Origin of the sequence: Simplicispira hankyongi, from assembly GCF_003570885.1 — a bacterium.
GTDB lineage: Bacteria > Pseudomonadota > Gammaproteobacteria > Burkholderiales > Burkholderiaceae_C > Simplicispira > Simplicispira hankyongi.
Genome location: NZ_QXJC01000003.1, coordinates 729475 through 750970, shown reverse-complemented (window position 1 = coordinate 750970; position 21496 = coordinate 729475). Strand labels below are relative to the sequence as shown.

19 protein-coding genes are annotated in these 21496 nt (G+C 63.5%); 8 read left to right on the top strand and 11 right to left on the bottom strand.

The window, feature by feature from the left end; all coding sequences use genetic code 11:
• Nucleotides 1-22 precede the first annotated feature (22 nt).
• Nucleotides 23-538 carry an Lrp/AsnC family transcriptional regulator gene (locus D3F03_RS10155; protein ID WP_119109233.1) on the bottom strand — a complete coding sequence of 172 codons (516 nt, stop codon included), beginning with the start codon at nt 536-538 and terminating at the stop codon, nt 23-25.
• Between the two features lie 162 nt (nt 539-700).
• Between D3F03_RS10155 and D3F03_RS10150 the strand changes: the two genes are divergently transcribed.
• Nucleotides 701-1717, top strand: a complete 1017-nt coding sequence (locus D3F03_RS10150) for a 1-aminocyclopropane-1-carboxylate deaminase (protein WP_119109232.1) — start codon at nt 701-703, stop codon at nt 1715-1717.
• A 137-nt stretch (nt 1718-1854) separates the two neighbouring features.
• Here D3F03_RS10150 and D3F03_RS10145 read toward each other — a convergent pair whose 3' ends face one another.
• Nucleotides 1855-2292: an acyl-CoA thioesterase gene (locus D3F03_RS10145; RefSeq protein WP_119109231.1), complete on the bottom strand. Its 438-nt coding sequence runs from the start codon at nt 2290-2292 to the stop codon at nt 1855-1857.
• Nucleotides 2293-2335: 43 nt separating this feature from the next.
• Between D3F03_RS10145 and D3F03_RS10140 the strand changes: the two genes are divergently transcribed.
• The gene (locus tag D3F03_RS10140; RefSeq protein WP_119109230.1) at nt 2336-4165 is read left to right on the top strand and encodes an ABCB family ABC transporter ATP-binding protein/permease; all 1830 of its coding nucleotides are present in this window, start codon (nt 2336-2338) and stop codon (nt 4163-4165) included.
• Nucleotides 4166-4286: 121 nt separating this feature from the next.
• Here the strand turns inward: D3F03_RS10140 and D3F03_RS10135 are convergent, their stop codons facing one another.
• The 6 genes from D3F03_RS10135 to D3F03_RS10110 form a co-directional block, all read right to left on the bottom strand.
• Nucleotides 4287-5753: an efflux transporter outer membrane subunit gene (locus D3F03_RS10135; RefSeq protein ID WP_425453118.1), complete on the bottom strand. Its 1467-nt coding sequence runs from the start codon at nt 5751-5753 to the stop codon at nt 4287-4289.
• 5 nt (nt 5754-5758) lie between these two features.
• Nucleotides 5759-8923, bottom strand: coding sequence for an efflux RND transporter permease subunit (locus D3F03_RS10130; RefSeq protein ID WP_119109229.1), 3165 nt, complete (start codon nt 8921-8923; stop codon nt 5759-5761).
• A gap of 14 nt (nt 8924-8937) precedes the next feature.
• The gene (locus D3F03_RS10125) at nt 8938-10299 is read right to left on the bottom strand and encodes an efflux RND transporter periplasmic adaptor subunit (protein WP_245960566.1); all 1362 of its coding nucleotides are present in this window, start codon (nt 10297-10299) and stop codon (nt 8938-8940) included.
• Between the two features lie 118 nt (nt 10300-10417).
• Nucleotides 10418-11455, bottom strand: a complete 1038-nt coding sequence (locus D3F03_RS10120; RefSeq protein ID WP_119109228.1) for a DctP family TRAP transporter solute-binding subunit — start codon at nt 11453-11455, stop codon at nt 10418-10420.
• 21 nt (nt 11456-11476) lie between these two features.
• Nucleotides 11477-12775 carry a TRAP transporter large permease gene (locus D3F03_RS10115; protein WP_119109227.1) on the bottom strand — a complete coding sequence of 433 codons (1299 nt, stop codon included), beginning with the start codon at nt 12773-12775 and terminating at the stop codon, nt 11477-11479.
• Nucleotides 12776-12782: 7 nt separating this feature from the next.
• Complete coding sequence (locus D3F03_RS10110; protein ID WP_119109226.1) at nt 12783-13298, bottom strand: TRAP transporter small permease; 516 nt, start codon at nt 13296-13298, stop codon at nt 12783-12785.
• Between the two features lie 121 nt (nt 13299-13419).
• Here D3F03_RS10110 and D3F03_RS10105 point away from each other — a divergent pair, with 121 nt between their 5' ends.
• The 6 genes from D3F03_RS10105 (at nt 13420) to D3F03_RS10080 (ending at nt 18723) form a co-directional block, all read left to right on the top strand.
• A complete protein-coding gene (locus D3F03_RS10105; RefSeq protein WP_119109225.1) occupies nt 13420-14361 on the top strand; it encodes a LysR substrate-binding domain-containing protein in 942 nt (313 codons plus the stop codon).
• Nucleotides 14362-14460: 99 nt separating this feature from the next.
• On the top strand, nt 14461-15354 hold the full coding sequence (locus D3F03_RS10100; protein ID WP_119109224.1) for an amino acid ABC transporter substrate-binding protein: 894 nt from the start codon (nt 14461-14463) through the stop codon (nt 15352-15354).
• 183 nt (nt 15355-15537) lie between these two features.
• The gene (locus D3F03_RS10095; protein WP_119109223.1) at nt 15538-16437 is read left to right on the top strand and encodes an amino acid ABC transporter substrate-binding protein; all 900 of its coding nucleotides are present in this window, start codon (nt 15538-15540) and stop codon (nt 16435-16437) included.
• 89 nt (nt 16438-16526) lie between these two features.
• Nucleotides 16527-17282: an amino acid ABC transporter permease gene (locus D3F03_RS10090; RefSeq protein ID WP_119109222.1), complete on the top strand. Its 756-nt coding sequence runs from the start codon at nt 16527-16529 to the stop codon at nt 17280-17282.
• A gap of 1 nt (nt 17283) precedes the next feature.
• A complete protein-coding gene (locus D3F03_RS10085) occupies nt 17284-17976 on the top strand; it encodes an amino acid ABC transporter permease (protein WP_119109221.1) in 693 nt (230 codons plus the stop codon).
• Nucleotides 17977-17985: 9 nt separating this feature from the next.
• The gene (locus D3F03_RS10080; protein ID WP_119109220.1) at nt 17986-18723 is read left to right on the top strand and encodes an amino acid ABC transporter ATP-binding protein; all 738 of its coding nucleotides are present in this window, start codon (nt 17986-17988) and stop codon (nt 18721-18723) included.
• 68 nt (nt 18724-18791) lie between these two features.
• Here the strand turns inward: D3F03_RS10080 and D3F03_RS10075 are convergent, their stop codons facing one another.
• The 3 genes from D3F03_RS10075 to D3F03_RS10065 are packed head-to-tail and all read right to left on the bottom strand — an operon-like array spanning nt 18792 to nt 21352.
• Nucleotides 18792-19403, bottom strand: a complete 612-nt coding sequence (locus tag D3F03_RS10075) for a chemotaxis protein CheC (protein ID WP_119109219.1) — start codon at nt 19401-19403, stop codon at nt 18792-18794.
• 1 nt (nt 19404) lies between these two features.
• On the bottom strand, nt 19405-19767 hold the full coding sequence (locus D3F03_RS10070) for a response regulator (RefSeq protein ID WP_158606153.1): 363 nt from the start codon (nt 19765-19767) through the stop codon (nt 19405-19407).
• 22 nt (nt 19768-19789) lie between these two features.
• Nucleotides 19790-21352: a sensor domain-containing diguanylate cyclase gene (locus tag D3F03_RS10065; RefSeq protein ID WP_158606152.1), complete on the bottom strand. Its 1563-nt coding sequence runs from the start codon at nt 21350-21352 to the stop codon at nt 19790-19792.
• Nucleotides 21353-21496 lie beyond the last annotated feature (144 nt).

Below are 21496 nucleotides of genomic sequence, written 5' to 3'. Positions count from 1 at the left end.
GAACAGACTCTGAGGGGCGCCCTCACAAGGCCAGCGGTAGTTCTGTGGTGGACAGCACATTGCGCAGCACCATGAACGAGCGCACCTGCCGCACGCCCGGCAGGTAAAGCAACTGCTCGGCGTGCAGGCGGTTGAAGCTGTCGCTGTCGCGCGTGCGCACCAGCATGAAGTAGTCGAACTCGCCGGTCACCACGTGGCACTCCATGCAGCCGGACACCTTGGCGGCCGCCTTTTCAAATTCGGCGAACGACTCGGGCGTGGAGCGGTCCAGCACCACGCCGATCATCACCAGCATGCCGGCGCCCACGGCCTTGGGGTCGAGCAGCGCCACCACCTTGTCAATCAGCCCCAGGCGCTTGAGCCGCTCCACCCGGCGCAGGCAGGCGGGTGCGCTCAGATGAACCTTCTCGGCCAGCGCCACATTGGACAGCGAGGCGTCGCGCTGCAACTGGCGCAGGATGGCTTTGTCGGTGCGGTCCAGCTCGGCCGACACATCGGCCTGCGGCACATTCCTGGAACGAATTTTTGTTGCGCACATGATGGATTTCAAGAAATATTTGACGCTAATATTTTTATATAGAAACCAAGAACTCTGAAAATTCCATGAAATTCGCAACCATTTAATGCGCGTGTCTTTTTACGATGAAGGCACTGCAAGCGAGCCCTTGCACCCACCCCTTCCATCGACCGGACAACCGCCATGAACCTGCAGAAATTTCCCCGTCACCCGCTCACCTTCGGCCCCTCGCCCATCACACCGCTCCCACGGCTGTCGGCCCACCTGGGCGGCAAGGTCCATCTGTACGCCAAGCGCGAGGACTGCAACTCGGGCCTCGCCTTCGGCGGCAACAAAACCCGCAAGCTCGAATACCTGATCCCTGAAGCGATTGCGGGCGGCTACGACACCCTGGTGTCGATTGGCGGCATCCAGTCCAACCAGACGCGCCAGGTGGCCGCCGTGGCGGCCCACCTGGGCATGAAGTGCGTGCTGGTGCAGGAGAACTGGGTGAACTACTCCGACGCGGTGTACGACCGCGTGGGCAACATCGAGATGAGCCGCATCATGGGCGCCGATGTGCGCCTGGACGCGGCGGGCTTTGACATCGGCATCCGCCCCAGTTGGGAGCAGGCCATGGACGACGTGCGCAAGGCGGGCGGCAAGCCCTTCCCCATCCCCGCAGGCTGCTCCGAGCACCCGTACGGCGGCCTGGGCTTTGTGGGCTTTGCCGAGGAAGTGCGCCAGCAGGAGAGAGCGCTGGGTTTCCAGTTCGACTACATCGTCGTGTGCTCGGTCACGGGCAGCACGCAGGCCGGCATGGTGGTGGGCTTTGCGGCCGATGGCCGCGCGCGCAAGGTGATCGGCATTGACGCATCGGCCAAGCCCGCGCAGACCCATGCGCAAATTCTGCGCATCGCCCAGAACACGGCCCAACTGGTGGAGCTGGGCCAGGAGATCACGGCCGAGGACGTAGTGCTGGACACGCGCTACGGCGGCCCCGAGTACGGCCTGCCCAACGAGGGCACGCTCGAAGCCATTCGCCTGTGTGCGCGCCAGGAAGGCATGCTCACCGACCCGGTGTACGAAGGCAAGTCCATGCACGGCATGATCGACAAGGTGCGCAACGGCGAATTCCCCGAAGGCTCCCGGGTTCTGTACGCGCACCTGGGAGGGGTGCCGGCGCTCAACGCCTACAGCTTTCTTTTTCGAAACGGCTAAGCAGCGCGAAACCGAGGCCCTGGCGCAGCGCTGGGCGCGGCTGGCCGGATGGGCCGTGATCTGAGCGCTGTCCGATTGCAGTCTCGAAAAGCCGCAATGTCACCCAACGCATCTGGCAACATGAGCGTGAACAGGCCCTATTGCGCCCCTGGCAAGACTACCGCCCGAGGCCGCCCATCCGCATCGATTGCCACGTAGGTCAGGCGCGCCTCGGTCACTTTCAGATACTGCCCCTGGCCGGCAAAGCGTTCCGAATACACCTCGACCTCCACCGTGACCGAGGTGCGTCCGATGCGCGTGACGTGGGCGAAGAAGGAGCAGATGTCGCCCACCCGCACTGGCTGCTTGAAGATGAACTCGTTCACTGCCACGGTGGCCATGCGGCCGCGGATGTAGCGGGCGGGAAGCACCGAGCCCGCCAGATCGACCTGGGCCATGACCCAGCCGCCAAAAATATCGCCGTTGGCGTTGCTGTCTGCCGGCATGGGAATGACCTTGAGCACCAGTTCGTGTTCACAGGGCGGTGCGGGGGCGGGCAGGATGGGTAGCGCGGGCGGTGCAGGCAGTTCGCTCATGGGCAACAATCAGGGTTGAATCAACGCTTCGAATTGTCCCCCAATGCGCCACCACGGCGATTCCCCTCCCCCAGCCCCCCTCGGTAGCCAGCCGCGCACCCGCTCTGACTGGGCGACGCTTGGGCGCCTGGTGCCCTACCTGTGGCGCTACAAATGGCGCGTGCTGGCTGCGCTGGTCTTCATGCTGGGCGCCAAGCTTGCCAATGTGGGCGTGCCGCTGGTGCTCAAGCGCCTGGTTGATGCGATGCAGCTCCCGCCCGGCGATCCGGCCACGCTGCTCGTGGTGCCCGTAGCGCTGCTGCTGGGCTATGGCGCGCTGCGGCTGATGACCTCGATGTTTACCGAACTGCGCGAGCTGGTGTTTGCCAAGGCCACGCAGGGTGCGGCGCGCTCGATTGCGCTAGAGACGTTTCGCCATCTGCACGGCCTCTCGCTGCGCTTTCACCTGGAGCGCCAGACCGGAGGCATGACGCGCGACATCGAGCGCGGGGTGCACGGCATCGAGTCGCTGGTGTCGTTTGCGCTGTTCAACATCGTCTCCACCCTGGTCGAGGTGGCGCTGGTGCTCTCGGTGCTGGGCAACCGCTTCGATATGTGGTTTGTCTGGATCACCCTTGCCGCGCTGGTGCTCTACATCAGTTACACCGTCGTGGTGACGGAGTGGCGCACCAAGTTCCGGCGCGAAGCCAACCTGCTCGACTCGGCCGCGCACACCAAGGCGGTCGATTCGCTGCTCAACTACGAAACGGTGAAGTACTTCAACAACGAAGACTTCGAAGCGCGCCGCTACGACGAGAGCCTGGAGGGACTGCGCCGCGCGCGGCTCAAAAGCCAGAGCACGCTCTCGATGCTCAACGCCGGGCAGCAGGCCATCATCGCCACCACGCTGGTCGCCATGCTCTGGCGCGCGACGCAGGGCGTCGCCGCCGGGAACATGACACTGGGCGACCTGGTCATGGTCAACGCCTTCATGATCCAGCTCTACATCCCGCTGAACTTCTTTGGTGTGATTTACCGAGAAATCAAGCAGAACCTGACCGACCTGGACAAAATGTTCACGCTCATGGACCGCGAGCGCGAGGTGGCCGATGCGCCAGGTGCCGAGCCGCTCCTTTTATCTTCTGCAAGCAGCCCGGCGGTGCGCTTTGAAGCCGTGCACTTTGCGTACGAGAGCGACCGCCCCATCCTGCGCGGCGTGAGCTTCGAGATTCCCGCAGGCAAGACGGTGGCGGTGGTCGGGCCGTCTGGCGCCGGCAAATCGACACTGGCGCGGCTGTTGTTTCGCTTCTACGACATCCAGCAGGGACGCATCACCATCGCGGGGCAGGAGATGCGCAGCGTCACGCAGTCCAGCGTGCGCGAAGCGCTCGGCATCGTCCCGCAAGACACGGTGCTGTTCAACGACACCGTGGCCTACAACATCGCCTATGGCCGGCCCGGCGCCACGCAGCAAGAGGTCGAGCAGGCGGCGCGCGCCGCGCACATCCACGACTTCATCGCCAGCACGCCCAAGGGCTACGACACCATGGTGGGCGAGCGCGGCCTCAAGCTCTCGGGTGGCGAGAAGCAGCGCGTGGCGATTGCCCGTACCCTGCTCAAGAACCCGCCTATTCTGGTGTTTGACGAAGCGACGTCGGCCCTGGATTCGGCCAACGAGCGTGCCATTCAGGCCGAGCTGCGCGGCGTGGCGCGCGGCAAGACCACGCTGGTGATCGCGCACCGCCTCTCCACCGTGGTCGATGCGCACGAAATCCTGGTCATGGACGCCGGCCAGATCGTTGAGCGCGGCAGCCACAGTGCGCTGTTGGCGGCGGGCGGACGTTATGCGCACATGTGGGCGCTGCAGCAGAGCGGCGATGGCGCAAACGTCTGAATGCTCGATTGCGCACGATGCGCAGGGGCAAGTTGGGGTGAGAGGGGAAATTTAAGAGAAATTGGCCTCTAGCGCTTATGCAGTAAGCGCTATCAGCTATCTTTTTGATATCAGAACGCGGTCAACTGCCGCCAAGGACCTTGTACAGCGTGATGCGGTTGGCCTGCTCTGCCAGCTGCAGCGTGATCTGGGTTTGCTGCGCGGCGTACAAGCTGCGCTGCGCGTCCAGCACCGAGAGGTAGTTGTCCACGCCGGCCTTGAAACGCGCCTCGGACAGATCAAACGCCTTTTGTGTGGCTGCGAGGAGCGACGCCTGGGCCTCAAGCCGCTCGGCCCAGCGTGCGCGGTCGGCGAGCGCATCGGCGGTTTCACGAAACGCGGTCTGGACCGTTTTTTCGTACTGCGTGAGCGCCAGTTGCTCATTGGCCTCGGCCACCTGCACATTGGCGCGGTTGCGGCCGCCGTCGAAGATCGGCAGGCGCACCAGTGGTACGAAGCTCCAGGTGCCATTGCCTGCGCTGAACAGGCTGGACAGTTCCGTGCTGGCTGATCCGGCCGAGGCCGTCAGGCTGATGCTCGGGAACAGCGCCGCGCGCGCCACGCCGATGTTGGCGCTGGCGGCGCGCAGGCCGTATTCGGCAGCCTGGATGTCAGGGCGCGCCAGCAGCCGGCTCGACGGCAAGGGCGCCGCTACATCGGCCAGTGCGGCCGCGCTGGGCGTATCGCTGGTGAGCGGTGCGGGCAGCAGCACTTCGGGCACCGGCCCGCCCACCAGCAGTTGCAGCGCGTTGCGGTCGCGTTCGACCTGGCTGGAGAAGGCGGCCACATCGCCACGCGCGGTGTCCACCGTGGTCTGGTTTTGCGCCAGAACGAGGCCCGAGGTGGCCCCCAACTCGTAAATGCGCTGCGTGATCGCGTAGGCCTTGCGCCGTGATTGCAGCGTGTCCTGCGCCAATTGCAGGCGCGCCTGGTCGGCTGAAAACGTCAGCCAGGCATTGGCCACGTCGGCCACCAGGGTGATCTGTACGTTGCGCTGGTTCTCGGTGGTCTGCAGGAACTGCTGCAGCGCCGCCTCGTTCAGGTTGCGCACGCGCCCCCAGAAGTCGAGTTCGTAGCTGGCAAAGCCGATCTGCGCGCTCAATTGGCTGGTCGTTTGAGCATGCCCGGCTGTTGTGAGGTCCTGCGCCGTGCGGCTGCGGGTACCCTGCACGGTGGCGGCCAGTGTCGGCACCTGGTCGGCCTGCTGCACGCCGTATTGCGCGCGGGCCTTTTCGATGTTGGTGAGTGCCAGGTGCAGGTCGCGGTTGTTGGCCAGCGCGAGTGCCAGCACCTGCCGCAGCGCAGGCGCCTGCACCCAGCCGATGGCCTCGGCCTGCTCCAGGCTGTGCGCAGTGGGTTGCGCTGCAGCCTGGTCCCGCGTGTCTTGCCCGGCGACGTTCAGGGTTGCCGGCACCGGCAGGGCGGGCGTTGCCGTGGCGGGCGCCAGATTCATGCAGCCGGCCATCGACAAGCACAAGCTCACCGTGATCACCAGGAGAAAAGGGTTGCGACCGCGCAAAGCGTGGGCCGGCAGAGGGCGCATTGCCATGCGGGTCATACCGCTTCCTCCGCCGCCGCTGGGGCATTTTCTCTGCGCGACTGGCTCGCGAACCAGCTGCGCACGACAAGGAAGAAGACGGGCACGAAAAAGATTCCGAGAGAGGTGGAGAAAACCACGCCGCCCAGCACGGCCGTGCCAATGGCGTGGCGGCCGCCCGCGCCGGCCCCGCTGCCAATGGCGAGCGGCAGCACGCCAAACCCAAAGGCCATGGACGTCATCAGGATGGGCCGCAGCCGCAGCCGCACCGCTGCCAGCGTGGCGTCAAAGACGCTGCGACCGCGCTCCTGCAACTGGGTGGCAAATTCGACGATCAGAATGGCGTTTTTGGAGGCCAGCCCCACGGTGGTGAGCAGCCCCACCTGGAAGTACACATCGTTGGAGAGGCCGCGCAGCCCAGTGAAGACCAGCGCACCGACGACGCCCAGTGGCACCGCCAGAATCACCGCGAGCGGCACCGTCCAGCTTTCGTACAAAGCGGCCAGGCAGAGGAACACAAACAGCACCGACACGGCGTACAGCAGCGGCGCCTGCGCGCCGGACAGGCGCTCCTGGAGGGAGGCGCCTGTCCACTCGTAACCGATACCTGGGGGCAACTTCTTCAGAATGGCCTCGATGGCGTTCATGGCGTCACCAGAACTCACGCCGGGTGCGCTGTCACCGATGAATTCGTAGCTGGGGCTGCCGTTGTAGCGCTGCAGTTGTGGCGTGCCATAGGTCCAGTCGGTCGAAGAAAACGCGCTGAACGGCACCATCTCGCCCTTGTCGTTGCGCACGGTCCATTGGCTGATGTCCTGCGGCAGCATGCGGTAGGGCGCATCGCCTTGCACGTACACGCGCTTGACCCGGCCGTTGTTCAGAAAATCGTTCACATAGGTGCCGCCTATGGCACTGGAGAGCACGCTGTTGATGTTGGCCGTCGAGAGGCCCAGCGCGGCAGCCTTGCGGTCGTCGATCGCCACGCCCAGCTCGGAGGTGTCCTCCAGATTGGTGCTGCGCAGGCTGCGAATCAACGCGCTGCCCTTGGCCTGCTCCAGCACTTGGTCGCGGGCACCTACCAAGGCGTCGTGGCCCAGGCCGTTCAAATCCTTGATCTGGAAGTTAAAGCCGGCGTCCGAGCCGAGGCCGCGTACCGCAGGCGGTGCCGTCACGAAGATTCGCGCGTCTCTGAGCATCGCGAGATCTTTGGTGGCCTTGCGCGCGATGGCGTCGGCGGCCTGATCGGGCCGTTGGCGCTGGCTCCAGTCCTTGAGGCGCAGAAAGCCCCGTGCCGACGCCTGGTCACCGCTCAGGCCCGTGATGGAGTTGAAGCTGACCACATCGGGTTGCTTGGAAAAGTATTCCTGCACCTGCTTCATCACGGCTTGCAGCCGGGCATTGGTGCTGCCGGGCGGCAGGCTGATCTGGATGCGCATGTACCCCTGGTCTTCCACCGGCAGGAAGGACGTCGGCAGCTTGCTGAACAGCAGTGCGGTGCCGCCGCAGATCAGCAGGAACACCAGCAGCATCCGCTTGCTGCCGTGCAGCAGCCGGCCCACGGCACCTTGGTAGCGTGTGGCGTTGCGGTCGAACTGGCCGTTGAACCACAGGAAGAACCGGTCGGAGATGCCCAGCAACCCGCGGCGCGGCGCATCGCCGTGCGCGTGGTGTGTTCCCTTGACCACGGGCTTGAGCAGGCTGGCGCACAGGGCTGGCGTGAGGGTCAGCGCCACAAACACCGACAGCGCCATGGCCGAGACGATAGTGATGGAAAACTGCCGGTAGATCACGCCGGTAGAGCCGCCAAAAAATGCCATGGGGATGAACACCGCCGATAGCGTGAGGGCAATGCCGACCAGCGCCGGGGTGATTTCCGCCATGGATTTGCGTGTCGCCTCTTTGGGCGGCAAGCCTTCCTCGGACATGACCCGCTCGACGTTCTCCACCACCACGATGGCGTCGTCCACCAGCAGGCCGATGGCCAGCACCAGTGCGAACATGGTGAGCGTGTTGATCGAATACCCCGCAATCGACAACACGCCCATGGTGCCAAGCAGCACCACCGGCACGGCAATGGCGGGAATCAGCGTGGCGCGGATGTTCTGCAGGAACAGGAACATGACCAGCACCACCAGCACAATGGCTTCGCCGAGAGCGAAGACCACTTCCTTGATAGACGCGCGCACGAAAGGCGTGGAGTCCGAACTGATGAACGATGTCAGGCCGTTGGGGAAAAACGGCTGCAGTTCGGCCAGCTTGGCATTCACTGCGTCGGCCACCGCTGTTGCGTTGGCACCGTCAGCCAGCACAATGCCCATGCCGGCGCCGGGTTTGCCATTTAACCGCGACGTGATGGCAAGGTTGTCTGCGCCCAGTTCTACACGTGCCACATCCTTGAGCAGCACCGCCGAGCCGTCTGGAGCAACCTTCAGCAATATGTTCTGGAACTCTTCCACCGTCTTGAGTTTGGTGCGCGCCGTGATGGTGGCGTTGAGCTGCTGGTCGGGCATGGCGGGAAGGGCACCGAGCTGACCGGCCGACACCTGCGCGTTCTGAGCGTTCAACGCCGCGATGATGTCGGACGGCATCAGCGCAAACTTCTCCATCAGCGCAGGGTTCATCCAGATGCGCATGGCATAGCCAGTGCCAAATATCCGTACGTCGCCCACACCGTCGATACGGCCGATGACATCCACCAGATTGGTGGACAGATAGTCGCCCACGTCCACCTGGCTCACGTTCGGGTCTGGCGAAGTGAAGCTGTAAGTGGTCAGGTAGTCGTTGCCGCCCTTGTTGACGAACACGCCGCGGCTTTTGACCGCATCGGGCAGGCGGTTCATGGCGGCCTGCAGCTTGTTTTGCACCTGCACCTGCGCCACGTCGATGTTGGTGCCTGGGCTGAATGTCAAGATGGTGCGCGACTGGCCAGAGGCGTCGCTGGTCGAACCCATGTAGAGCAGGTTGTCGATGCCCTTGAGCTGCTGCTCAATCACCTGCGTGACCGAGTTTTCCACCGTCTCGGCGGACGCGCCGGTGTAGGTGGCGCTGATGGTCACGCTGGGTGGGGCGATGTTGGGATACTGCTCCAGCGGCAGTGTGACAATCGACAGGCCGCCGGCGAGCGTGATGACAATGGCCAGCACCCACGCGAAGATGGGCCGATTGATGAAAAACGGTGCCATGGCGGGCGCTCCGGTCAGCGCACTGCGGCGTTCTGGGCGGGCTGGGCCGACGCGGCAGGTGCCTTGTCGGCGGGCGCTTTGGGCACGCCCCCTGTGCCTGCCGCCGTGGCCGCTCCTGGCGCCTGCGCGGCGGCTACCTTCACCGGCTGCGGGTTCACCGTATCACCTTCCTTGATGCGCTGAAAACCGTCCACTATCAGCGTGTCGCCGGCCGCCACGCCGCTCTCGACCAGCCAGCGGCTTCCGATGGCCCGGTTCACCTCAATAGGGCGACGCATCACCTTGCGGTCCTGTCCCACGATGAGCACGCTGGCCTTGCCGGCAATGTCCCGCGTGACAGCCTGCTGGGGCACCAGCAGGGCATCGCTAGAGACGCCGGTGGGTAGCAGCGTCTGCACGTACATGCCCGGCATAAGCACGCCGTCCGGGTTGGGAACCACGGCGCGCAAGGTTACGGCGCCGGTTCCGGGGTTCACCGTGATACCGGAAAACTGCAGGCGCCCGGTTTGCGGGTACTGAATGCCGCCTTCGAGCGCGATGCTGATGCGCACAGCGCCTTCGCCGACGCGCTGAAAGCGGCCATCGGCCAGGTCGCGCCTGAGCTGCAGCAACTCGCTGCTCGACTGCGTGATGTCTACATAGATCGGGTCCAACTGGGCTATCGTGGTCATCGCGTCGGCCTGGTTGGCAGTGACCAGGGCGCCGGTATTGACGTTGGAGAGGCTGGTGCGTCCAGCAATTGGCGCCAGCACACGGGTGTTGCGCAGGTTGATGCGGGCGGTGTCCAGCGCTGCCTGTGCCACCGCCACGTCGGCGGTGGCCTGCTCGGCGGCTGCCTGGCTTTCCTCGTAGGCCTGCCGGCTGACGGCGTCGATGCGCACCAGTTCCGCATTGCGTTTGGCATTCACTTCTGCGGTATGCGCTTGCGCTTTTGCCTTGGCCACTGCGGCTCGGGCAGCAGCTTCGGTGGCCTGATAGGGGGCAGCGTCGATCTGGTAGAGCGGCTGTCCCGCTTTGACCTGCGCACCTTCAACAAACAGGCGTTTTTGGACGATACCGTTGATTTGGGGGCGCACGTCGGCGCTCATGAAGGCAACGGTGCGCCCGGGCAGAGCGCTGGTCAGTGTCTGTCGCTCGGGTTGCAGCGTGATTACGCCGACCTTTGCGGGTTCCTGCGCCGCGGCGCTGTGGGCTTTGGTGTCGGAGGCAGGCTTGTCGGAGCAGGCCGCCAGCAAGGCTGCTGCTGCCAGGGGGAGCGCCCACCAATGAATCCGCTGTTTCTTGTGGACACTGGCCCTTGCAGGTGACCGATCTGCAGGATGGGCCCTTTGGAGGGCGATGGGGTGCATGCGGGCTTCGCTGGGTGAAAAAGGCATGGAAATGGCGGCTCCGAATCTCGGTCGAATTGTGACCATCCAATGTGTCTTCTTCATAAAGTTGGCGCTCTGCCGACACAAAAAAGCCCCGCCGGAGCGGGGCTGGTGTGGCACGGGTTTACTGCTTGCGTGCTGAAATGGCTTTCTCTGCCATGTTCACCAGATCGGTGCCCACCTGGCCTTTCCATTTGTTGTAGACCGGGCGAGTTGCTTTCACAAACGCTTCGCGTTCGGCGGGCGTGAGCTGTGTCACCGTGACGCCCAGGCCCTCGATCTGCTTGAGCAGGGGCTTGTCGGCTTCCACTACGCCTTTGCGCGCAATGGCGATTTCTTCCTTGCCAGCTTCAATGGCGGCCTGGCGCACGATGTCGCGGTCGGCAGGCGTCCAGCTGTTCCACACTTCCTTGTTGACGACGAAGATCAGCGGGTCGGCGATGTAGCCCCACAGCGTCAGGTACTTTTGCGACACGCTGTGCAGTTTGGCGGCGGTGAAGATGGAGAGGGGGTTTTCCTGCCCGTCCACCGCACCGCTGGCCATGGCGGGCTGGGCATCGGACCAGCTCATCTGCGTCGGGTTGGCTCCCAGGGCGGTGAAGGTGTCGAGAAACAGTGGCGAGCCGACGACGCGGATCTTCATGCCCTTGAGGTCGGCCGGGGTCTTGATGGGGTGCTTGGAATTCGAGATTTCGCGGTAGCCGTTCTCGCCCCAGGCGAGTGGCACCACGCCAGCTTTGTCCAGCGTGGTGAACAGGCTCTTGCCGACTTCGCCCTGCGTGAGCGCGTCAATGGCGGCGTAGTCGGGCATCAGGAAGGGCAGTGAAAACAGGTTGAGCTGCTTGACCTGCGGCGACCAGTTGATGGTGGAGCCCACGGCCATGTCGATCACGCCCTGGCGCAGGGCGGAGAACTCGCGCGTCTGGTCCCCTTGGATCAGCGAGACCCCGGGATAGAGCTTGATGTTGATGCGGCCATTGGTGCGTTCGCGTACTTTGTTGGCCCACAACTCGCCGCCCTTGCCCCAGGGGAAGGCCGTGCCCAGCACCAGCGACATGCGGTACTCGCTTTTGTAGTGGCTTTGCGCCAGCGCAACGGGGGTGCTGAAGGCCAGCAGCGAGGCGGCGGCCACGGCCGAGGTCAGAAAAGTACGCAGTTTCATGGGTCAGTCTCCTTGTAAAAATCAATAGCCCAGGTAAGTGGGGAGCCACAGCGCCAGTTGTGGCCAGACGATGACGCATAGCATCGCCACGCACATGGCACCCACCAGCCACAGCACCCAGCCAGTGGTGTCTTCCATGCGTACGCCTGCGATGCGGCTCGACACCATCAGGTTCACCGCCATGGGCGGCGTGAACTGGCCAATGGCGACATTGAGTGTGAGGATGACGCCAAACCACACCGGGTCCCAGTGGTAGTGGCGCAGGATGGGCATCATCAGCGGCACAAAGATCAGGAAGATCGAGATGCCGTCGAGAAACATGCCCAGCACGATAAGCATCAGGATCAGAAGCGCCAGCACCGCGTTCTCGCCCAGGCCGGAATGCACGATGGCGTTCGTGATCGGGTCGATCACGCCCAGCGTCGAGAGCGAGAACGCAAAGATGGCCGCGAGCGACACCACCAGCAAAATCACCGCTGAGAGCTCGCCCGATTCGCGCAAGATGACGAACAGGTCGCGCACGCGAATCGTGCGGTGAATGGCCATGCCGACAAACAAGCCATAGAACACGGCCACCACTGCTGCCTCAGTAGGCGTGAACCAGCCCGCGCGCATGCCGCCCAGGATCACCACCGGGGCTGCCAGGCCCCAGGCAGCGTCGCGCAGGCTGCGCCAGAAGGGCGGTCGCGGTAGCGCGGCTTCAAGCTGGCCCATGCGGTGGCGCCGTGCCAGCCACACCGTAGGAATGGCCAGTGCCAGTCCGGCCAGAATTCCCGGCACCATGCCGGCGGCAAACAGCGCCGGCACCGAGGCCCCAGGCACCAGCACCGAGTAGACGATGAACGCCACAGACGGTGGAATGAGAATGTCGGTAGAGGCCGCTGCCGCCACTACGCTGGCAGAGAACGCTGGCGGGTAGCCAGCGCGCTGCATGGCCAGCAGCATCACGCCGCCAATGGCCGCAGCCGTGGCCGGTCCCGAGCCCGAAATACCGCCGAGGAACATGGCCACGCCAATGGCCACCAGCGGCAGCATGCCGGGGCCGCGTCCGACGATGGCGACGGCCAGGTTCACCAGGCGTGCGGCGACGCCGGAGCGGTCGAAGATGGACCCGACCAGCACGAACATCGGAATCGCCAGCAGCGGGTACTTGCCCAGGCCGGCGTAGAAGTTCTGTGGCACGGCCAGCAGGCCAAACCACTGTGTATCAGCGTTGGCGAGCGCAATGGCCGCCGCGCCTGCCAAGCCCAGTGCGGCGCCCACTGGCACGCCCGCGAGCAGAAAAACCGCGAAGGCGGTAAACAGCAAAGTCGCGATCATGGGGCGGTCATGGAGCGGGTGGGCGGCGCGAAATGCGCAGTAGCAGGCCGAAAGCGCGCCATGCGATCAAACCGGTGAGCACCGGGTACCAGATCGAATACCACCACTGCGGCACGCCGATACCGGGCGAGGTTTCGCCGTAGCGGTAGTCGTCCCACACCAGGCGCACACTGAGCGCCGCCATCAGCGTGAACAGTACCGTCACCATCAAGGCGCCGAGCTGGGCCAGGCGCCGCTGGCGCATGGCACTGCCGCCGCTGGAGAAAAATTCGATGCGGATGTGCCGGTCGCGCGCAACCGCCGCCGAGCCGCCGACGAGCGCCAGCACGATCATCAGAAAGACCGAGAATTCTTCCGTCCAGGCAAACGATGCGTCGGTGAAATAGCGCACCAGCACATTGGCGAAGGTGATGAGCGCGAGCGCCGCCATGGTCAGTACGGTGAGCCAGTCTTCAAGCGCCAGCGAGCGGGGCGTGGCGTCGGCCGCATCGTCTGGCGGCGAGGGCAGTTCAGGTTGGGACATGCGGAAGCGGATTCAGAGAAGCAGAAGTGGTCCACGCGGGGCGTGGCGCAGGCGCAAAACATTATGCGTGCAACGCAATTGCGCCGCTTGTGGCGTGCATGTGCAAGCGGATAATCGACCGATGGAAACCAAGTGGCTTGAAGATTTTGTCAGCCTGGCCGAGACGCGCAGTTTTAGCCGCTCCGCCCAGTTGCGCCATGTGACGCAGCCGGCGTTTTCGCGCCGCATCCAGGCGCTTGAGGCCTGGGCAGGAACCGACCTGGTCGATCGCAGCTCCTACCCTACGCGCCTGACCCCGGCGGGCCGTACGCTCTACGACCAGTCGCTGGAAATGCTGCAAGCGTTGCACAGCACCCGGGCCGCCTTGCGCGCCCATGGCAGTTCGAGCCAGGACATGATCGAGTTTGCTGTTCCGCACACCCTGGCGTTTACCTTTTTCCCCGAATGGGTCTCGCGCATGCGCGAGCGTTTTGGGCCGTTCAAGAGCCGTTTGATCGCGCTGAATGTGCACGATGCCGTCATGCGGCTGGTCGAAGGCAGCTGCGATCTGTTGGTCACCTACCACCATGAGTCGCAGCCGTTTCAACTCGATGCCAACCGCTACGAAATGCTCAGCCTGGGCCAGGAAGTGCTTGCGCCCTATGTGCGCCCCGGTCCGGACGGACGGCCGCTGTACCGTCTGCCCGGCGCCGCTGCCGAGCCGCTGCCTTACCTGGCCTACGCGCCAGGGGCTTATCTGGGGCGCGTGACCGAACTGATCCTCAAGGAGTCGCGTGTTCCGTTGCACCTGGAGCGGGTGTACGAAACCGATATGGCCGAAGGCCTCAAGGCGATGGCGCTGGAAGGCCACGGCGTGGCCTTTTTGCCTCTTAGCGCGGTTCGCAAAGATCTGCGTGCGCGCCGCCTGGTCAGTGCCGCGCCGCCTGAACTGCCGCATCTGCAAATGACCATGGACGTGCGCATCTGCCGCGAGCGACGCGGTCCGCGAGAGACCGGACACGACAAGATTGATGCTTTGTGGAATTTTCTCGTGGACCAAAGTGCCGCCTCCGCAGGCTCATGATTCTTTTGCATGACACGGCCAACAATAGGCATTGGATGCGCGGTAACTGTCCACTTACATTCGCCGCCTACAGTATTTCTTACTCTGGACCTGAACCCCATGAACCTTGCTTCGCGCTTTGTCTACTTCCTGCTGGCCGTGGCGGCAAGCACGAGCGCGTTGGCTGCGCAAGGGGTGCTGGAGCGCGTACGCGGGGGCGACAAGCTGGTCATTGCCTACCGCGACTCATCGGTCCCGTTCTCCTATGTGGACACCAAAACCGGCAAACCCATTGGCTACGCCATGGACCTGTGCCTGCACTTGGCGGACGTCGTGCGTCGCCAAACCGGCAAGAAGGATATGGCGATCGAACTGGTGCCGGTTACCTCGGCCAATCGGGTGGCCACGGTGGCACAGGGCAAGGCCGACATGGAATGCGGCTCGACGACGAACAACGCCGAGCGTCGCAAAACCGTGGCATTCACCATTCCGCACTACATTACCGGCGCACGTTTGCTGGTGCCGGCGGCAAGCACGGTGACCCGGCTTGAGGATCTTTCTGGCAAAACGGTGGTATCCACCAAAGGCTCCACGCCTTTGCTCGCAGTGCAGCAGGCCAACCGATCGCACTTGATGGGCCTGAACATCGTCGAGGCGCCGGACCACGCGCGTGCCGTGGAAATGGTGGAAAAAGGCGAGGCCGATGCCTTCGTGATGGACGACGTCCTGCTCTACGGTCTGGCGGCCGGCCGCCCGAACCCGAAGGCGCTCAAAGTCGTCGGTCGGTTCGTGACCACGGAACCACTAGCCATCATGCTGGCGCCGGGCGACCCTGAGTTCAAAAAACTGGTGGACGACGAAATGCGCCGCCTGATTACCAGCCGCGAGATCTATGCCATTTACGATAAGTGGTTCTTGCAGCCCATTCCACCACAAAACCGCGCGCTCAATCTGCCGGTGAACTACCTGATGCGCGACTTCTGGAAGTACCCGACCGACAAGGTGCCTTTCTGATCGGCAGCGCCATTTTCTTCTTAAAGCGGTTACTGTGTCGTTTCGGTCTTGGTGCGGAACGGCGTTTCCGCACAGGTGCCCAGTTCTCGCTTTGATTGCAGATTCGATTTCTTCAACAGCTGCGCAAGGTGAGTGCAGCACCCTAAAATCCGCCATTTTCGGCACAACCCCAAGGAGACACGCATGAAAAAGCAACTATTGGCCGCAGCCGTCCTCGCACTGGCTGCCAGCGCAAGCTTCGCGCAGGCTGGTGACACCCTGGCAAAGATCAAATCCTCTGGCAGCATCACGCTGGGCGTGCGCGAATCGTCAGGTCTGTCGTACACGCTGGGCAATGGCAAGTACGTCGGTTTTCACACCGAGATGGCCGAACGCATCGTGGGCGACCTGCAAAAGGACCTGGGCGTGGCCAAGCTGGACATCAAGTACCAGCCCGTCACGTCGCAAAACCGCATCCCGCTGGTGACCAATGGCACCGTGGACCTGGAGTGCGGCTCCACCACCAACAACAAGGCCCGCCAGAAGGACGTGGCTTTTGCCGTGACCACCTACGTGGAAGAAGTGCGCATGGCGGTCAAGGCCAACTCGGGCATCAACTCCATCAAGGACCTCAAGGGCAAGACGGTAGCGACCACCACCGGCACCACCTCGGTTCAGACCCTGCGCAAGAACGAGCGCGCCACCGGTCTGGACTTCAAGGAAGTCTATGGCAAGGACCACGCCGACAGCTTCCTGATGGTTGAGACCGGCCGTGCCGATGCCTTCGTGATGGACGGCTCCATTCTGGCGGCCAACATCTCCAAAGCCAAGAATCCGGCCGACTACAAAATCGTCGGTGAAGTGCTGTCGGTCGAACCCATCGCCTGCATGCTGCGCAAGGACGACCCGGCCTTCAAGAAAGCCGTGGACGACTCCATCAAGCGTCAGATCGCCGACGGCTCGCTCGCCAAGCTGTACGACAAGTGGTTCATGCAACCCGTGCCGCCGACCAACGTGAAGATTGGTCTGCCCATGTCTGAAGCGACCAAGGATGCGTGGGCGCACCCGAACGACAAGCCCATGGAAGACTACGGCAACAAGTAAGGCAACCATCGGCTCCATGCCCCCTTCGAGCCATCGGTTCGGGGGGGCTTTTTCGTGGCGCTGCACGACCGTGAACTGAAAGGAAACCTATGAGTTGGGATTGGCAGGTGTTCTGTCAGGACACGCTGGATCAAACCGCCGTGGCCGGTTGTTTTGGCAAAGGTGGTGACATCACCTACCTCGATTGGCTGCTCTCGGCCTGGGGCTGGACGGTGTCGGTGTCGCTGCTGGCGCTGGTGCTGGCGCTGGTGCTGGGCGGCCTCATCGGCACGCTGCGCACCCTGCAGGGAAGGCCCTGGGTGGTACGACTGGGCAATGCCTGGGTGGAACTGTTTCGCAATATTCCTTTGCTGGTGCAGTTGTTCCTCTGGTACCACGTGCTGCCATCGTTCTTCCCCTCGCTCCAGCAGGTGCCCGGTTTCGTGCTGGTGATTTTCGCCCTCGGCCTGTTCACCTCCGCGCGCATTGCAGAGCAGGTGAGATCGGGGCTGGAGTCGCTGCCGCGGGGCCAGCGCTACGCGGGCATGGCGGTGGGCTTCACCACCTTCCAGATCTACCGCTACGTGCTGCTACCGATGGCGCTGCGGATCATCATTCCGCCGCTGACCAGCGAGACCATGAACATTTTCAAGAACTCGTCCGTGGCCTTTGCGGTCTCCGTGGCCGAGCTGACCATGTTCGCCATGCAGGCGCAGGAAGAAACCTCGCGCGGTATCGAGGTTTACCTGGCGGTGACAGCGCTTTACGTGGTGTCGGCCTTCGCGATCAACCGCCTCATGGCGTTCATCGAGAAGCGCTCGCGTGTGCCGGGCCTCATTGCCGCCAGCGGCGCAGGAGGACACTGAAATGCCTCTTTCGATCGATTTTTCGTTCTACAACTGGGACCTGGTGCACAACTTTGTGCTCAAGGGCCTCTACTTCAGCGTCATGCTCACGGTGGTATCCACCATTGGCGGCGTGATTTTTGGCACCGTGCTGGCGTTGATGCGGCTCTCGGGGCGCAAATTGCTCGTGCTGCCGGCGACCATCTATGTCAACGGCATGCGCAGCATTCCGCTGGTCATGGTGATTCTGTGGTGCTTCCTGCTGGTGCCGATGTCTTTTTATGCACTCTTTGGCGAATTTGGAAGGGACTACCGTGCAGAGATGTCGGCGGTCGTGACCTTTGTTGCTTTCGAGGCGGCGTACTTCAGCGAGATCATGCGCGCCGGTATCCAGTCGATTTCGCGCGGCCAGGTGTTTGCCGGCATGGCCATGGGCATGACCTATGGGCAGAACATGAAGCTCGTGATCCTGCCGCAGGCGTTTCGCAACATGCTGCCGGTGCTGCTGACGCAGACCATCATCCTGTTTCAGGATACCTCGCTGGTTTACGCCATCGGCGCCTACGACATGCTCAAGGGTTTCGAGATCGCCGGCAAGAACTACGGCCGACCCATCGAGGCCTATCTGGCGGCAGCCGTGGTCTATTTCGTCATCTGTTTTGCGCTGTCCTGGGCCGTCAAACGCCTGCACCGCAGGATTGCCATCGTGCGCTAAGGAAATTGCATGATTGAACTCAAGAACGTCTCCAAGTGGTACGGCAGCTTTCAGGTGCTGACCGATTGCTCCACCGCCATCCAGAAGGGTGAGGTGGTGGTCGTCTGCGGCCCTTCCGGCTCGGGCAAGTCCACGCTCATCAAGACCATCAATGCGCTCGAACCCTTCCAGAAGGGTGAGATCTGGGTCGATGGGGTAGCGGTGCACGACCCCAAGACCAACCTGCCCAAGCTGCGCAGCCGTGTTGGCATGGTGTTCCAGCATTTCGAGCTGTTCCCGCACCTCTCAGTGACGGAAAACCTCACCATCGCGCAGATCAAGGTGTTGGGCCGCAGCGCCGACGAAGCCAAGAAACGCGGCCTCAAGATGCTCGACCGTGTGGGCCTGTCGGCGCACAAGGACAAGTTCCCAGGCCAGCTCTCGGGTGGTCAGCAACAGCGCGTGGCCATTGCACGTGCACTCAGCATGGACCCTATCGTCATGCTGTTTGACGAGCCGACCTCGGCACTCGACCCTGAAATGGTCGGTGAGGTGCTCGACGTGATGGTGGGCCTGGCCAACGAGGGCATGACCATGATGTGCGTCACCCACGAAATGGGCTTTGCCCGCAAGGTGGCGCACCGCGTCATCTTCATGGACGTGGGCGGCAAGATCCTGGAGGACTGCACGCGTGAGGAGTTCTTTAACAACCTGGAAGCCCGCCAGCCGCGCACCAAGGATTTCCTTAACAAGATACTGTCGCACTGAGGGGCGGCGCCGATGGTCGGCGGCCCTCGGCGCTCGCGGGCGTGGAACACGCCCGCCAGTTGGTTGGGTCAGTCCATTTCTGTCGGGCGGTCCAGCAGTCGGTTGACTGCCGAGCGCAGGCTTTCGAGCGAGGTGGTGTTGAGCACGAATACCACGAAGCCCTCGATCTGGCTGCTCAGCAGCTCGAAGCGGATGCGCAGGAACACCACCAGGTGGTTCTGGATGCGCGTACCCAGAATGGTGCGGCTGTCGCCGATGTCAATACTGGGTGGACTGAGCTCGAATTCGTTGCCCAGGAGGTCGGCCAGTGCCGCGATGCAGGCGTTGAGCATCACGTTGCCCACCTCCGTCATCGCATCCTGCTCGATGGCGCTGAGGTCCTCGCCGGGCACGCTCTGGCCCGCCACGATGCGCACGATCTCCAGGCTCTTGTGGCCCGGAAAGATCAGCAGCGCATCGCCGCTGAAGACGCCCCGGAACGGCTGGCGCACGCCGTACATGGGCTTTTCGGCCGTACCGAGCTGCTGGGCGGCCTCGCTTACGGTGAGGATGCTCACGTGCGGCACGGACAGCAGGACCTCGTCGTGCATGAGGTGGCCCATCGCGGCCGCCGCCTTGCCCACGCCGATGTTGAAGATCTCGCTGAGCGCGTCGATTTGCTCGTCGTCAAGCTGCACCATGTCAGGCTCCCACGAGCGCCGCGAGCTGGGCCGTGGCGCTGGCTGTGATCGGCTTCGGGATGAACACCATTCCTGCCTCCTCGATGCGTTCCTGCAGGACGGACTGTACGTTGGCGGTGAGGATGGCGATAGGTACGTCGGGCAGGATTTTGCGCAACTCCAGCGCGGCCTCCAGGCCGTTGATGCCATGCATGTTGAAGTCCATGGAGACGAGGTCTACCGGGCTCTCTCGAACCATCTGTAGCGCCTCCTCGCCGCTGCTGGCATGCAGGATGGTCCATTGCGGATGGGCCTGCAGGGCCAGTCCCTGCAGGATGAGCCGGGACATGCGGCTGTCGTCAACGATCAGTAGTCGGATACTCATGGTGAATGGCACAGGCAGTGCCTCAAGACTGTCGGATTCCGGGCTCATAGGCAAGTACTTTGTCACGGCCCGTGGCTTTGGCGCGATAAAGCGCCCGGTCGGCCTCGGCGAGCAGGTGCTCGATGCCGGGATGCTGGGGCGCCATTTCTGCCGCGCCGATGGAGACGGTGAATGCCATAGGATGGCCAGGGGCGGACTCGATGTCCATCCGTGCGATGGCGCCGCGGATGCGCTCGGCGATCACCATGGCGCTGCCGGTCGATGAATGGGGGAGCAGCGCCGCGAATTCCTCACCTCCCAGTCGCCCGAGCAGGTCGGCATCGCGCAGTACCTGTCCTATGGCCTGCGCGCAGGCGCGGATGGCGTCGTCGCCCGCTTGGTGGCCGTGCAGGTCGTTGATGCGCTTGAAGTGGTCGATGTCGATCATGAGTACCGCGCAGGGCTGTGCGTGCCGGCGGCAATGGTCGAACAGGGCCGTGCCCCGTTCCATGAAGGCACGCCGGTTGAGCAGTCCGCTGAGCGGGTCCTGGGTGGCCAGTTCGCGCAACTGCGCTTCGAGCGCCTTGTGCGTGCTGATGTCGAACCCCCACAGCAAATGGGCCAGTTGCCCATCGACCTCGATGAGGCGTGCCGACAGCGAACTCCAGCTTGGGTTGCGCCCGCCGATGAGCGCCTCCATCGCATCGACCTGGCCGTACTGGTCGAGTGCCTGCATGAACCGTTGGCGGGTTTGCGGGTCGTTCAGCAATTGCTGCAGGAACAGCGTCTGGGGCGGAGCCTTGAGCCCGAGGCGCTCGGTGAGCTTGCGGTTGATGAAATGCACCCGCCCGCTCTGGACCTCGGCCAGCACCACGTCGCTCGGGCTGGTATCGAGGATGAAGCTGAGCAGCGCGCGGCCTTCCTCGATCTTGCGCGTGCGGTTGGCCACGCGTACTTCGAGCTGACGGTTGGCCTGAGCAAGCTGGCGTGATGCCGCGCTGGCCGACCGGGCGTCATGCACCAGCTTCCAGATCAGCAGCGCCGTGCCTGCCAGCAGGCCACCCAGCACGGCACTGAGCACCGTGAAGCGGTCGTGGAGCTGCTGGCGCGCATGGCCAGTTTCCTGGGTGTTGGACAGGTACGCAGCAGCCACGGCTTTGCGGCTGCTGTCGAGCAGTGCATCCGAGCGCCCGATGATGTCTGTCGCGACGGCCCGTGCGTCGGCATCGGGCCGGTCCAGCCGGCTGGACCATTGCGCAGTGTGGCGCAGCAGTTCCTTCAGTTCCGCCGCCGGCTGTGGTGGCTCTTCGCGCAGTCGCATGCCGATTTGATGAGGCTGGTCGAGCGTGCCGAGAAGCACGTCCACGCCATTCTGCAGCTCATGCGCGGAGGCTTCCCCTGTCTGCAGCTTGCGTGCAAGCAGACTGACCCGTGCCAGTTCGCTGTGCACGCTCGAAACGTACCAGGGGTCGCTTTGCTGGTAGGGTCGCGCAAGCGACTGCGTTTCCCGTACGGTCCACCACAGCGCCGTCGAAGTGGCAACCGCCATGGCAGCCACCATGGCGAGCAGCCAGTAGGTACCGTTCAACCATCTGGAAGGCGCCACCGGCGGAGTCTTAGCAGACGGAGATTGCATGGACCTGTGAGAGGGTTGGATTGAGGTATTCCCGCACCTGCAGTTGGGGAAGGCCGTCAGGGGATCAGTTCCAGCGGCCCTTTTTCCCGGGTGCCCATGGACTAGCCACTGCTG

Excerpts from the sequence above, each read along its gene's own strand:
- D3F03_RS10155 (WP_119109233.1), bottom strand. The coding sequence starts at position 538 with ATGTGCGCAACAAAAATTCGTTCCAGGAATGTGCCGCAGGCCGATGTG.
- D3F03_RS10115 (WP_119109227.1), bottom strand. The coding sequence starts at position 12,775 with ATGATCGCGACTTTGCTGTTTACCGCCTTCGCGGTTTTTCTGCTCGCG.
- D3F03_RS10120 (WP_119109228.1), bottom strand. The coding sequence starts at position 11,455 with ATGAAACTGCGTACTTTTCTGACCTCGGCCGTGGCCGCCGCCTCGCTG.
- D3F03_RS10095 (WP_119109223.1), top strand. The coding sequence starts at position 15,538 with ATGAAAAAGCAACTATTGGCCGCAGCCGTCCTCGCACTGGCTGCCAGC.
- D3F03_RS10150 (WP_119109232.1), top strand. The coding sequence starts at position 701 with ATGAACCTGCAGAAATTTCCCCGTCACCCGCTCACCTTCGGCCCCTCG.
- D3F03_RS10070 (WP_158606153.1), bottom strand. The coding sequence starts at position 19,767 with ATGAGTATCCGACTACTGATCGTTGACGACAGCCGCATGTCCCGGCTC.
- D3F03_RS10085 (WP_119109221.1), top strand. The coding sequence starts at position 17,284 with ATGCCTCTTTCGATCGATTTTTCGTTCTACAACTGGGACCTGGTGCAC.
- D3F03_RS10080 (WP_119109220.1), top strand. The coding sequence starts at position 17,986 with ATGATTGAACTCAAGAACGTCTCCAAGTGGTACGGCAGCTTTCAGGTG.
- D3F03_RS10075 (WP_119109219.1), bottom strand. The coding sequence starts at position 19,403 with ATGGTGCAGCTTGACGACGAGCAAATCGACGCGCTCAGCGAGATCTTC.
- D3F03_RS10090 (WP_119109222.1), top strand. The coding sequence starts at position 16,527 with ATGAGTTGGGATTGGCAGGTGTTCTGTCAGGACACGCTGGATCAAACC.
- D3F03_RS10100 (WP_119109224.1), top strand. The coding sequence starts at position 14,461 with ATGAACCTTGCTTCGCGCTTTGTCTACTTCCTGCTGGCCGTGGCGGCA.
- D3F03_RS10125 (WP_245960566.1), bottom strand. The coding sequence starts at position 10,299 with ATGCCTTTTTCACCCAGCGAAGCCCGCATGCACCCCATCGCCCTCCAA.
- D3F03_RS10105 (WP_119109225.1), top strand. The coding sequence starts at position 13,420 with ATGGAAACCAAGTGGCTTGAAGATTTTGTCAGCCTGGCCGAGACGCGC.
- D3F03_RS10145 (WP_119109231.1), bottom strand. The coding sequence starts at position 2,292 with ATGAGCGAACTGCCTGCACCGCCCGCGCTACCCATCCTGCCCGCCCCC.
- D3F03_RS10130 (WP_119109229.1), bottom strand. The coding sequence starts at position 8,923 with ATGGCACCGTTTTTCATCAATCGGCCCATCTTCGCGTGGGTGCTGGCC.
- D3F03_RS10110 (WP_119109226.1), bottom strand. The coding sequence starts at position 13,298 with ATGTCCCAACCTGAACTGCCCTCGCCGCCAGACGATGCGGCCGACGCC.
- D3F03_RS10135 (WP_425453118.1), bottom strand. The coding sequence starts at position 5,753 with ATGGCAATGCGCCCTCTGCCGGCCCACGCTTTGCGCGGTCGCAACCCT.
- D3F03_RS10140 (WP_119109230.1), top strand. The coding sequence starts at position 2,336 with ATGCGCCACCACGGCGATTCCCCTCCCCCAGCCCCCCTCGGTAGCCAG.